Origin of the sequence: Candidatus Roseilinea sp. NK_OTU-006, from assembly GCF_012931985.1 — a bacterium.
In the GTDB taxonomy this organism is placed as follows: domain Bacteria; phylum Chloroflexota; class Anaerolineae; order J036; family Brachytrichaceae; genus JAAFGM01.
Genome location: NZ_JAAFGM010000003.1, coordinates 125,514 through 137,845 on the forward strand (window position 1 = coordinate 125,514; position 12,332 = coordinate 137,845).

The following is a 12,332-nucleotide window of genomic DNA, read 5'->3' on the forward strand; positions in this document are numbered from 1 at the left end:
TCGCCTGGTGTGGTTGTAAGACGCGCTCGCAGCAGGTTTCATGGCCTCGCCTTTGGATTAACGGCGCTCTCAGCCGCGTTTCTAAGCTCACCGTCATTGTGAGCGACGTGGGTGCTGCCCGTCTGCACGAGGATTCGGGCGTCAGCGCTCGCCTCGACGCGTGAATCGTTTAACATTATCTTTCGACATGCCGAAGCGAACCGACATCCACTCCATCCTCATCCTTGGCTCCGGTCCAATCGTCATCGGTCAAGCATGCGAGTTCGACTACGCCGGCGCGCAGGCGTGCAAGGTGCTGCGTCGGGAGGGCTATCGCGTCATCCTGGTGAACTCCAATCCGGCGACCATCATGACCGACCCGGAATTTGCCGACGCGACCTACATCGAGCCGCTCACCGTAGAGCTAATCGAGAAGATCATCGCCAAGGAGCGTCCCGATGCGCTCCTGCCTACCGTCGGCGCACAAACGGCGCTCAACCTGGCGACGGCGCTGGAAGCACAGGGCATATTGAAGCAATATGGCGTTCAGCTCATCGGCGCCAATGTGGGCGCTATTAAGCTGGCCGAAGACCGCCAACTGTTCAAAGAAGCCATGGAGGCCCACGGCTTAAAGTGTCCGCAGGGGGCGACGGTCAGCTCGGTGGATGAAGCGCTGGCGCTCGTGGGCGTCAATACCAGCGCCTTGCCTGGCGACTCGCCCTTTCTCCATGCGCACTTTTCGCTCCTCAAATTTCCCGTGCTCATTCGTCCCTCGTTCACGCTGGGCGGGAGCGGCGGCGGCGTGGCCTATGGCGAAGCGGAACTGCGCGAGAAGTGCGCGCGCGGCCTGCGCGAAAGCCCGGTCGGCCAAGTCCTGGTTGAACAAAGCGTGCTGGGCTGGAAGGAATATGAGCTGGAGGTGATGCGCGACTGTAAGGACAACTTCGTGGTGGTGTGCTCGATCGAGAACCTCGACCCGATGGGGGTGCACACCGGCGATAGCATCACCGTCGCGCCGGCGATGACCCTGACCGACAAGGAGCTTCAGCGTCTGCGCGACATGGCCAGGATCGTCATGCGCGCCGTGGGCGTAGAAACCGGCGGCAGCAATGTGCAGTTCGCCGTCAACCCCGATAACGGTGAGGCGCTGGTGATCGAGATGAATCCGCGCGTGTCGCGCTCGTCGGCCCTGGCCAGCAAGGCGACCGGCTTCCCCATCGCCAAGATCGCGGCGTTGCTGGCCGTCGGCTACTCGCTGGATGAGATCCCCAACGACATCACGAAGAAGACGCCGGCATCGTTCGAGCCGTCGTTGGACTACGTGGTGGTGAAGGTGCCCCGCTGGGCGTTTGAAAAGTTCCCCGGCGCCGACCCCACCCTCGGTCCGCAGATGAAGAGCGTGGGCGAGGTCATGGCCATTGGCCGAACCTTCAAGGAAGCCTTGAATAAGGCGGTGCAGGGGTTGGAAATCGGCAAGATCGGAATCACAGGGGAGGGGATCGAAGCACCAGCGTCTGCGTTGGAGATTGAAGCACAACTCGCCAAGCCAACGGCGCAGCGCCTCTTTCAAACCTTCGATGCGCTGCGCCGCGGCGTGACGCCGGAACGGGTGCATGCGGCCACGAAATTCGATCCGTGGTTCATCGAGCAGTTCCGTCAGATGATCGAGACAGAGCGCGCGCTGGCGCAGCACACGCTCGACTCGCTGCCGCACACGCTGTTGCTGCGAGCAAAGCAAGAGGGCTTCGGCGATGCGTACATCGCCAAGCTGTTGAGGCCGGGCGCGACCGGCGCCGTCTCCTGGCTTCACGTGCGCGCGAAGCGTCGTCAACTTGGCATCGTCCCCTCCTTTTATCGCGTGGACACCTGCGCTGCAGAGTTTGAGAGCCACACGCCCTATCTCTACTCGAATTACGACGGTTTCGACGAGAGCGAGCCGCAGTTCCAAAAACCGAAGATCATCATCCTGGGCGGCGGCCCCAACCGCATCGGCCAAGGCATCGAGTTCGACTATTGCTGCGTGCACGCTTGCTACGCGTTGCGCGACCTCGGCTTCGAGATCATCATGATCAATTGCAACCCGGAGACGGTGAGCACCGACTACGACACCGCCGACCGGCTCTACTTCGAGCCGCTTACGCTCGAGCACGTGCTGAATGTGTGGGAGAACGAGTCGGGGATCACCGGCGCGGGCGTGCACCGCCCGCGCAGCCTGACCCCCGTGCTGGTGCAATTTGGCGGACAGACGCCGCTGAACCTGGCGCAAGCGCTCAAGGACTACGGCGTGCCGATTTGGGGCACATCGCCCGATGCGATTGCGCTGGCCGAAGATCGCCAGAAGTTCGCCGAGGTGCTGCGCGAGCTGGATATCCCTCAGCCGGAGAACGGCACGGCAAGGTCGCTGGACGAGGCGCGCCGGGTAGCCGCCCAGATTGGCTATCCGGTGCTGGTGCGCCCGTCGTACGTGCTGGGCGGCCGGGCGATGGGCATCGTCTATGGCGAGGAGGAGCTACAGGAATACATTGAGGAAGCAACCCGCGTAAGCCCGGACGCGCCGGTGCTGATTGACCGCTACCTGGAAGACTCGTTCGAGCTGGATGTGGATGCCGTGGCGGATGGCGAGCGCGTGGTGATCGGCGGGATCATGGAGCAGATTGAAGAGGCCGGCGTGCATAGCGGCGACAGCGCATGCATGATGCCGCCGCTCAAGGTGAGCGAATACCACCTCAACATCATCCGCGATTACACCGAGCGCATTGGCCTGCGCCTGGGCGTAAAGGGCCTGATGAATGTGCAGTTCGCCATCAAGGATGAGATCGTCTACGTGCTGGAAGTGAACCCGCGCGCCAGCCGCACGACGCCCTTTGTGAGCAAGGCCACCGGCGTGCCGTTGGCCAAGATCGCCGCGCGCATTGCCGCCGGCCAGACGCTCGAAGAAATCGGTTTTCTCGACGAGCCGAAGCTGGACGGGTTTTTTGTCAAAGAAGTCGTGTTGCCGTTCAACAAGTTCCCCAGCGCGTTCTATCAGCTCGGCCCGGAGATGCGCAGCACCGGCGAGGTGATGGGACATGCTTCGACCTTCGGGCATGCCTACGCCAAAGCCGAACTGGGCGCAGGTGAACGTCTGCCGTCTGCTGGCCGCGTGCTGCTCACCGTCAACGACAACGACAAACCCAACATCATCAAGATCGCGCGCGACCTGCATCGGATGGGCTTCGAGTTGCTGGGCACGCGCGGCACGGCGGAGTTCCTCAATCGCTTTGGCGTGCCGGTGATCGCCGTGAACAAGGTGAGCGAAGGTGCGCCGCACGTGGTGGATTACATCCGGCGCGGCGAAGTGCACATGGTGATCAGCACGCCGCTGGGTCAGCGTGCCTACACCGATGGCCAAGCGATCCGCGCGGCGGCGATTCAACACAAAGTGCTGCTGCTCACGACGTTGAGCGCTGCCTCGGCGGCTGTGCAGGCCATCCGCGCCATGCGCGCGAAGGATTTCAAAGTGCGCAGCTTGCAAGCGCACCACGGCATCACGCGGAGCTGTCTTTAGGATTCGGGAGATTGGCCAGCTCGCGCGCGATGCCCGTCTGCACCGCGCTTGGGTCGGGCGTCGTCGGCGTTTCCCTCGGCCCAGCCGAGCACGCCGCTAAAAGCCGCCCGCTTGCCGGTGCGAGCGACGCGCGCACGCCAAGCCTCTCATCGCGATGAGAGCGCGCAGGCGCTACAATCTTGCTGAGCGGTTCATGCCACGATGGCTGCCAATATGGCCGACGTGAACGCTGTGCTCGCCCGCCTGCGCGCCGATCGCGAATTTATGCGCGACGTGTGCGACTGGCAGTGCGCGCCGGCGCGCCCCGCACGATTCGCCGAATTCCCTGCCGCGCTCGATCCGCGCTTGCGCGAGATGCTCAGACGGCGCGGCATCGAGCAGCCCTATACGCACCAATCGCAGGCGACCGAGGCGGCGTTGCAGGGCAGGCACGTGGTCGTAGCCGCCCATGCCGCCGGCGGCAAGTCGCTGTGCTTCCACTTGCCAATCCTGGACGCCCTGCTGCGTGATCCAAACGCGCGAGCGCTCTGTCTTTTTCCCACCAAGGCGCTGGCGCAGGACCAGCGCGCGCATCTGCAGGCGATGATGGATAGCCCGCCGGTCGCCGACGGGATCGGCGATCGCCGATCGTCCGTCGTCTACACCTACGACGGCGACACGCCGCAGGCCCTGCGCGCCGAGATCCGCCGCGACGCGCGCGTGCTCATCACCAACGCCGACATGCTGCACGTCGGCATCCTGCCGCACCATACGCGCTGGGCGGCGTTCTTCCAGCATCTGCGCTACGTCGTCATTGATGAGATGCACGCCTATCGCGGCGTCTTCGGCAGCCACGTCGCCAACGTCATCCGCCGGCTGAAGCGCCTGTGCGCGTTCTACGGCGCAAATCCGGTGTTCATCTTGGCTTCGGCCACGATTGCGAACCCTCAAGAACACGCCGAGCGTCTGATCGAGTCGCCGGTGATGCTGGTGGATGACGACGGCAGTCCGCATGGCGAGCGCCACGTCATCATCGTCAACCCACCGCTGACCGACCCGCAGCTCGGCCTGCGCCGCAGCGCCGATTTCGTCGCCCGCGACATCGCCGCGCGTTTCATCGGCCAGGGGCTTCAGACGATCTGCTTCGCGCGGTCGAGAAACAAGGCTGAGATTTTGCTGGCCTATCTGCGCGCAATGGGGCTGAATGCCGGCAACGGGTCGGCATGCGCTGCGGCGCAGTCTCCGGTCGTGATCAGCGGCTACCGCGGCGGCTACTTGCCCGAGGAGCGGCGCGCGATCGAGCAAGGGCTGCGCGAAGGTCATGTGCAGGGGGTGGTTGCGACCAATGCGCTGGAGCTGGGCATTGACATCGGCGCGCTGGATGCCTGCGTGATGCTCGGCTATCCGGGCAGCGTCTCCAGCTTCTGGCAGCAGGCAGGGCGCGTCGGCCGGCGACGGGGGGCCAGCGTCGCCGTCATGGTTGCTACTCCCGACCCACTCGATCAATTCCTGGCTGCCCAGCCTAGCTATCTCTTCCAGCAGTCGCCTGAGCACGCGCGGATTGCGCCGGATAGCCTCGGCGTGTTGGCGGATCACGTCGTCTGCGCGACGTTCGAGCTGCCGTTCGTCCGCGGCGAACGATTCGGCAGCGCCGACGTGCGCGAGCTGCTCGATGCGCTGGCCGAAGCAGGCGAGGTGCACGCCAGCGGCGTCGGCGCGCTGCCGCTGTTCAGGGGTGCAGACGGCGGACAGCCGGCGACGCGCTACACTTGGGTGGGCGAGGGCTATCCGGCTGATCGGGTGAGTCTGCGAGGTGGGGGCCAGCGCGTGAGCATCGTTGACGAGCAGGGCAATTTGATCGGCGAGACCGAGCGCCATACGGCTCCGGCGCGCGTTCATCCGGGGGCGATCTATCTGCACCAGGGCGCCCCTTATTTGGTGACCGCACTGGATTGGGAGATGGGGCGCGCCTTGGTGCGCCGCGTGGATGTGGACTACTACACGCAAGCCAGCGTCGTGTCCGAGGTGATCGTGTTGCGCGAATTCGACCGGCCCGGCTCGGCGCAGCCGCCCGTCGGCGACGTCTGCGCGCCGGCGTGTGGCGAGATTGAGGTCACGACCACCGTTGCCCGCTATCGGCAGGTGCGCTTCAGCACGCACGAGACGTTAGGGTGGGGCGATGTGGATTTGCCGCCGCAAAAGCTGCTCACGACCGGCTGCTGGTTCGCCATCCCTGAGGTCGTGTGTCGGCAACTGGAGCAAGAGGGCATCATCGGCCTGCCGAACGATTATGGGCCGAACTGGGAGCAGCAGCGTTGCGCCGCCCGTGCGCGCGATGGCTATCGCTGCGTGGTCTGTGGCAAGCCGGAGAGCCCGCACCGACAACATCATGTGCATCATCGCCGGCCGTTTCGGACTTTCGGCTACGCGCGCGGTGAAAATGACTTTTACCTGCAGGCGAACGACCTGGACAACCTGATGACGGTGTGCCCGTCGTGTCACGCTAAGATCGAGACCGCGGAGCCGATGAATCAGGCGTTGGGCGGCCTGTGCTACTTGCTCGGCCACCTGGCGCCGTTATTCGTCATGTGCGATCCGAGCGACATCGCCGCTACGTTCGACATCGTCAGCCCACATACGCGCCTGCCGACCATTACCCTGTATGAACTCGTGCCTGGCGGCGTCGGGCTGGCCGAAGAGCTGATGGCGCATCATGCAGAATTGATGAAAATGGCGGCGCAGCGCGCGCGCGAGTGCCCGTGCGAGCGCGGCTGCCCATCCTGCGTCGGCCCGGTGGGCCCGGCAACGGAGGCGCGCGGGCGCAATCTCAAGCAGGATGTGGCGCGCCTGATCGCATTGATAAGCTGACTGGCGCAGCGTTCATGTTCATGGCAATGGCCAAGGAGATGCTTCATCAGATGAAAGCAATTCGGGTGCATACATACGGTGATGTGGACGTCCTGTTATACGAGGACGCGCCGATGCCGGAGCCGGGGCCGGGCGAGGCGCGGGTGAAGATCGGCGCGGCCGGCTTGAATTTCATAGACATCTACCAGCGGCGCGGCTGGTATAAAGTGTCGCTGCCGTTTACCCCCGGCCAGGAAGCCGCGGGCGTGATAGACGCGATTGGCGAAGGGGTGACCGAGTTCAAGCCCGGCGACCTCGTCGCCTACGCAATGGTGCTCGGCGCTTATGCCGAGTATGCCATCGTGCCGGCGAGCCGGTTGGTGCCGATTCCGCCCGGCGTATCTATCGAGCAGGCTGCGGCGGTGATGCTGCAAGGCATGACCGCGCACTACCTGGCGCTCACTACCTATCCGCTGAAGTCGGGCGACGTGGCGTTGGTGCACGCCGGCTCGGGCGGGGTGGGCCAGTTGCTCATCCAGATCGCCAAGCGGCTTGGGGCGCGGGTCATCGCCACCGTGGGCGCAGCCGATAAGGTTGCGCTGGCCCAGGCCGCCGGCGCCGACGACGTGATCCTCTACCGCGAGCAGGACTTTGAAGCCGAGGTGAAGCGCCTGACCGATGGCGCCGGCGTGCACGTCGTGTACGACTCGGTGGGCAAGGATACCTTCCTCAAGGGCCTGAACGTGCTGCGTCCGCGCGGCTACATGGTGCTGTATGGCCAGTCCAGCGGGATGGTGGATCCGGTTGATCCACAAGTGCTCAGCCAGAAGGGGTCGCTCTTCCTCACCCGGCCGACGTTGGGCCATTACACGCTTACGCGCGCCGAGTTGCTCGGGCGCGCCGGCGACCTTTTCCGCTGGATGGCAACCGGCCAGCTCCACGTGCGGGTGGATCGCGCGTTTGGGCTGAGCGAGGCCGCCGATGCCCACCGTTACATGGAAGCGCGCCAAACTCGCGGCAAGGTGCTGCTCATACCGTGAGCGGGATGACGAGCGTTGGCCTGTGCCTGATGGATAATCCCGCTCAGTAGCTTTCACGCGAAGTTGGCGAAGTGTTATGAGCGACAATGAGTTCTACCCTGTGAACGTGGCCGGCGTGCAGCGCCGGTTGCGGTTGATGGAAGTGGCGCCCGGCGTGAAGATCGCCGTGCTCAACATCTTGGGCGACACCGAATTGGTGCAGGCAGCGGCGCGTTCGTTGGCCGCTCAGTTGCCTGAGGGCGCGGACTATCTGGTCACTGCGGAAGCGAAAAGCATTCCCCTCGCCCACGCGCTTTCAGTCGAATCCGGCTTGCCCTACATTGTGCTGCGCAAGTCGCACAAGCCCTATATGGGCGATGCGCTCTCTGCCGAGACGCTCTCCATCACCACGAACAAGCCACAAACTTTGTTCCTGGATGAAAAAGATCGCGCGGCGATCAAAGGCAAGAAAGTGGTGCTGGTGGACGACGTGATTAGCACGGGCAGCACGCTTCAGGGCATGCGGCTGATCATGCAAAAGGCCGGCGCAGAGGTAATCGCCGAAGCGGCCATCTTCACCGAGGGTGATCGCGCTCGCTGGAACAACGTCATCGCGCTGGGCCATTTGCCGATCTTCACGAGCAACGCCGGTAGTTAGCGCTCGTTCGTGAATATCCTGCTCGCCGGCGCAGTGGGGGAGGCTAGGGTGACGAACACGATGGCAGGCAAGCCGCTTGGTGCAAAGCCACTGCGGCTCATCACGCTATGCCACAGCCGGCGGCGCCCGGCGGCGGGCCGAGCCGCGACGCGCCGCTCTCCGCTCAAGCGCCGGGTCGGGCGCTCCGGCGCTCTGAAAGCCCGTCTGGATGGCCTTGTTCGGCCAGCGTTGGAAAGACGAAATCGTCCACGTTTTGCCGGCTTGGTTCGCTTCGGCTTGCCGGCGTGGGCTGTCAAGGAATTGGCAACTTGACAACCGGCCAGAAGCAAAACTGGGTTCGCGTCCAGGTGATATAGTCCTCTTGGATGTCGCAAGCATTCTCGACTCAGGATTACCTGGACTTTCGCCGGGCGCGCTCGAAAGGCTTTCTGCGTAGGGTGTGGTCATTGCTGTCTGGACAGAACACCGAGCTGATGGCATGGGACGAGGTGCGCGACAAACTCAAGCTGCGCGGGTTCATCCGACGTGGCATCCAGGCGGTGCCCGTGGATAAGATCAAGGGCAGCGTCGGGCGCTATCACGACTTTGACAACGCCTTCCTGCCGACCAACGACAGCAGCAGCAGCCGCTGGCGCAAGATCAACCGCGCCTTCTATGACGACGTCAGCTTGCCGCCGATCGTGCTCTACAAAGTCGGAGATGTGTATTTTGTGCTAGATGGCAACCATCGCGTGTCGGTCGCCCGTGAACATGGCGTGAAATATATAGATGCCGAGGTTCATGAGGCAATGACGCCGGTGCCGGTCACGGCCGAGGATATTAATGCGGACGCGCTCGAGTTGCTGGGCGAATACACCGAGTTTCTCGAACGCACGCGACTGGACGTATTGCGGCCCGAGCAGAACATTCGCTTCTCCATCGGCGGCGGCTACGCGCGCTTGCTCGAGCACATCGCCGTGCATCGCTATTTCATGGGTCTGGATCTCCAGCGCGAGGTGAGCGAAGACGAGGCTGTGACCGATTGGTACGACAACGTCTATCTGCCCATCGTCGAGGCAATCCGCAAAGAAGGCATCCTGCGCGACTTCCCCGGCCGCACCGAAGCCGACCTGTATCTGTGGATCATCGATCACAAGCACTATTTGAAGGAACACTGCGGTTGCGATGTGCCCCCGGAGGAAGCCGTGGCCGACTATGCCGAGCACTTCGCGGAGAAACCGCCCCTGCGCCGTGTGCAGGAAGCCTTCGATCACATCGTGGATGCGATCGGCGCCATATTGCCGCACCGCGCGTATGGCGGCATGGATCCGGTGGAAGCGGAAATGACAGCACCGTCGGCTGCCGGGCTGCGATAGGACGCCCTGCTACCCCTGCAAATGGCAGCGGTCATTCAAGCTGCGCAATCGCCATCGCCCCCGCTCGTAATCGGCCTCGGTGAGCGAAGCGTTGCCGAAGGCGAATGGGTGGCGCCGCATGACCGGCAGCCCCAGCATGGCCCCCACCATAGCGCCGAGCGTGCCGCCATGCGAAACGAGGACGACCGCCTCGCCGTCGTGACGCGCGATCAGGTCGCGCAGGAATGCAGCGACGCGCTCGCGCATATGCTGCGCGCTCTCGCCGTTCGGGATGGTTGCCTCCAGATCGTCCAGAGGTGTCGTCGGCATTGCCATTCGGATCTCCTCGGCGGTCAGTCCGGTCCAGTCGCCCATGTGGTACTCGCGCAGCCGCTCGTCTAAGACGAGCTCGAGACGGCAGGCCTGCGCGATGACGCGCGCGGTGTCGGCGGCGCGCACCAAGGGGCTGGAGTAGATCGCCTGGACGGACTGCTCGCTGAAGCGGCGGGCCAGGCATTCCGCCTGAATTTGGCCGACGTCGTCCAGCGGCACATCCAGCCAGCCTTGTATGCGGCCCTCGGCGTTGAATGCGGTTTGTCCGTGCCGGACGAGGTAGGCGGTGAGCATGGCGCGGTGGTCGGTGAAGGTGGGGTTGTCCGCGTTCGTCACTCGGCCGGTGCGTGGCCGTCGTCGCGCACCAACGCGTTCAACAATTCCTGAGCCGCCTCCTGAGGATGAAGTTTGCGAGCGACGCACGCCTCGATCAAGGTGTGATAGCGTGTTGGCCCGATCTGTTGCATCGCGCGCTTCAAGAGAAGGTCGCGCAGCCGGAGCGTCACTTCGTGTTCCAGGCGTTGCGCCCGACGTCGTGCGCCGGCGCCCTGCTCCAGATACTGCCGGTGACGCGCGATGGCATCGAGCACGGCTGCAACGCCATCGCCTTCGGTTGCGATCGTCTTCAAGATGGGGATGCGCCAGTCGGGGGGAGCCATCGCCGGCGATTCGACGCGATGCAGCGCGCCGTAGCCATGATGGCCGGCGGCACCGGCCGATGGCACGGCCAGCTCCAGGGCCGCTTGCAGCGTGCTTACGGCGCGCTCTGCGCCTTCGCGGTCGGCTTTGTTCACGACCAGGATATCGGCGATTTCCAGGATGCCGGCTTTGATGGCCTGAACGTCGTCGCCCAGCCCAGGCGCCTCGACGACGATGACCGTCTCGGCCACGTGCGCGACTTCGACCTCGGCCTGGCCCGCGCCGACCGTCTCGATGAACACCAGGTCGTAGCCCGCGGCATCGAGCGCCGTGACGATGTCGGCCGTCGAGCGGGCGATCCCCCCCAGCGCGCCGCGGTTGGCCATGCTGCGAATGAACACGCCGTCGTCCTCGAACAGTTCGCGCATGCGAATGCGATCGCCCAGGATCGCCCCGCCGGTGAATGGGCTGCTCGGATCGACTGAGACGATGGCCACCGTTTGACCACGGCTGCGCGCCAGTCGGGTCAGCGCAGCGATCAGCGTGCTTTTGCCGCTGCCAGGCGCACCGGTGACGCCGATGATATGCGCGCCGCCCGCGTGGCCATACCATTCGTGCAACGTGCGCAATGCGTTGAGATCGCCGTTTTCAATGCCGGTGATCAAGCGCGCCAAATCGCGCTTGGTGAGGCGAGGGGGGCGCGTATCGCTGGTCATCCGTAGTCGCTCAAGAATCGCGATTGGCTATCGGATGCCGCGACGGCGTGTGTTCGCGGATGAATGCGACGATCTCCGACAGGGGGGTGCCCGGCCCGAAGATTGCGGCGATGCCGGCGGCCTTGAGGCCGGGCACATCTTCGTCGGGGATGATGCCGCCCGCGAACACGGGGACATCCCCCATGCCGTTTTGACGCAACAGTTCGACCACGCGCGGCAGCAAGGTGTTGTGCGCGCCGCTGAGGATGCTCAGGCCGACCGCGTCCACGTCTTCTTGTAACGCAGCCGCGGCGATCATCTCCGGCGTCTGACGCAGGCCGGTGTAGATCACCTCCATCCCGGCGTCGCGCAGCGCGCGTGCGATCACCTTGGCGCCACGGTCGTGACCGTCCAGGCCGGGCTTGGCGATTAAGATGCGCAGCGGACGTGTCGCTTCGGGCGTTGGCGTCATACTTAGATTTTAGCGGCAATTGGGGTTGTCGGCGCGAGGGTCACGGCAGGGGCGACTTGCGCGGCGCGCCGCCGCGACGCGGGTAGGCCTGGGGCGTGGGGTGCAGCTTGTTGATCACGATCAACGCGCGCCGCTCATCGCGGCCGGGCAGGGTAACCGGCGTGACGGCGGCGATCGCGCCGCCCAGCCTGGCGATCGCGCCCGCGGCGCGCGCGGCTTCGGCCTGAGCGTCGCTGCCTTTCATGGCAATGCACGTTCCGCCCACGCGCGTGAGCGGCAGCAGATACTCGGCCAGGGTCGGCATCGGCGCGACGGCCCGGGCGATCGCCACGTCGTAGCGCTCGCGGTGCTCCGGGCGGTGGCCGGCTTCCTCGGCGCGGTCTTGGATGGCGCGGATATGTTGCAGCGCCAGCGTGCGAATCACCTCGGCGCAGAACTGCACCTTTTTCGCCGTGCCATCCATCAGCGTCACGCGTAGCTCAGGCAGAGCGATCTTGAGTGGGATGCCCGGGAAGCCGCCGCCGGCGCCGACATCAATCAACTCCAGCGCAGCGCTGTGGTTGGCCTGGAGGCCGCGAATGACCTGGACCGCGGTTAGCGAATCCAGGAAGTGCAGCGCGAGGATGGAAGCATCATCGGTGAGGGCGGTCAGGTTGAAGCGCTGATTCGCTTCCACCAACAGGTCGCGAAAGCGCAACAGCGCGCGGGCCTGCCGAGCGTCCAGCGCGACGCCCAGCCGGCGCGCGGCGTCTTGTATCTCGTTCTCCGTCATCTCCTGTGGCGCGTCAGACGATACCGCATCTCAACCGCTACAATTCGCGCGGAAAGGT

Annotated in this window: 9 protein-coding genes; 5 read left to right on the plus strand and 4 right to left on the minus strand. The window is 64.6% G+C overall.

Translation table 11 applies throughout. The features are described from left to right. Positions 1–187: 187 nt before the first annotated feature. The 5 genes from carB (at position 188) to GXH28_RS03220 (ending at position 9,384) form a co-directional block, all read left to right on the plus strand. Positions 188–3,526 carry a carbamoyl-phosphate synthase large subunit gene (gene carB, locus GXH28_RS03200; RefSeq protein WP_169237566.1) on the plus strand — a complete coding sequence of 1,113 codons (3,339 nt, stop codon included), beginning with the start codon at positions 188–190 and terminating at the stop codon, positions 3,524–3,526. 201 nt (positions 3,527–3,727) lie between these two features. Beyond that, on the plus strand, positions 3,728–6,373 hold the full coding sequence (locus tag GXH28_RS03205; RefSeq protein ID WP_169237567.1) for a DEAD/DEAH box helicase: 2,646 nt from the start codon (positions 3,728–3,730) through the stop codon (positions 6,371–6,373). Positions 6,374–6,423: 50 nt separating this feature from the next. After that, entirely contained in the window at positions 6,424–7,392 is a 969-nt protein-coding gene (locus tag GXH28_RS03210; RefSeq protein WP_169237568.1) for a quinone oxidoreductase family protein, read from the plus strand. A gap of 76 nt (positions 7,393–7,468) precedes the next feature. Further along, complete coding sequence (locus GXH28_RS03215; RefSeq protein WP_169237569.1) at positions 7,469–8,029, plus strand: phosphoribosyltransferase family protein; 561 nt, start codon at positions 7,469–7,471, stop codon at positions 8,027–8,029. A 365-nt stretch (positions 8,030–8,394) separates the two neighbouring features. Further along, on the plus strand, positions 8,395–9,384 hold the full coding sequence (locus tag GXH28_RS03220; protein WP_169237570.1) for a DUF4032 domain-containing protein: 990 nt from the start codon (positions 8,395–8,397) through the stop codon (positions 9,382–9,384). A gap of 9 nt (positions 9,385–9,393) precedes the next feature. Here GXH28_RS03220 and GXH28_RS03225 read toward each other — a convergent pair whose 3' ends face one another. From GXH28_RS03225 to rsmG, 4 genes are read right to left on the minus strand one after another with little or no spacing between them, the layout of a single operon-like run. Continuing rightward, a complete protein-coding gene (locus tag GXH28_RS03225; protein WP_169237571.1) occupies positions 9,394–10,032 on the minus strand; it encodes a histidine phosphatase family protein in 639 nt (212 codons plus the stop codon). After that, entirely contained in the window at positions 10,029–11,051 is a 1,023-nt protein-coding gene (meaB, locus tag GXH28_RS03230) for a methylmalonyl Co-A mutase-associated GTPase MeaB (protein WP_169237572.1), read from the minus strand. The genes GXH28_RS03225 and meaB overlap by 4 nt, the downstream gene beginning before the upstream one ends. Before the next feature lie 10 nt (positions 11,052–11,061). Next, positions 11,062–11,502: a cobalamin B12-binding domain-containing protein gene (locus tag GXH28_RS03235; RefSeq protein WP_169237573.1), complete on the minus strand. Its 441-nt coding sequence runs from the start codon at positions 11,500–11,502 to the stop codon at positions 11,062–11,064. A 40-nt stretch (positions 11,503–11,542) separates the two neighbouring features. After that, the gene (gene rsmG / locus GXH28_RS03240) at positions 11,543–12,274 is read right to left on the minus strand and encodes a 16S rRNA (guanine(527)-N(7))-methyltransferase RsmG (protein WP_169237574.1); all 732 of its coding nucleotides are present in this window, start codon (positions 12,272–12,274) and stop codon (positions 11,543–11,545) included. Positions 12,275–12,332: the final 58 nt, after the last annotated feature.

Excerpts from the sequence above, each read along its gene's own strand:
- carB (WP_169237566.1), top strand. The coding sequence starts at position 188 with ATGCCGAAGCGAACCGACATCCACTCCATCCTCATCCTTGGCTCCGGT.
- GXH28_RS03205 (WP_169237567.1), top strand. The coding sequence starts at position 3,728 with ATGGCTGCCAATATGGCCGACGTGAACGCTGTGCTCGCCCGCCTGCGC.
- GXH28_RS03210 (WP_169237568.1), top strand. The coding sequence starts at position 6,424 with ATGAAAGCAATTCGGGTGCATACATACGGTGATGTGGACGTCCTGTTA.
- GXH28_RS03215 (WP_169237569.1), top strand. The coding sequence starts at position 7,469 with ATGAGCGACAATGAGTTCTACCCTGTGAACGTGGCCGGCGTGCAGCGC.
- GXH28_RS03220 (WP_169237570.1), top strand. The coding sequence starts at position 8,395 with ATGTCGCAAGCATTCTCGACTCAGGATTACCTGGACTTTCGCCGGGCG.
- meaB (WP_169237572.1), bottom strand. The coding sequence starts at position 11,051 with ATGACCAGCGATACGCGCCCCCCTCGCCTCACCAAGCGCGATTTGGCG.
- GXH28_RS03235 (WP_169237573.1), bottom strand. The coding sequence starts at position 11,502 with ATGACGCCAACGCCCGAAGCGACACGTCCGCTGCGCATCTTAATCGCC.
- rsmG (WP_169237574.1), bottom strand. The coding sequence starts at position 12,274 with ATGACGGAGAACGAGATACAAGACGCCGCGCGCCGGCTGGGCGTCGCG.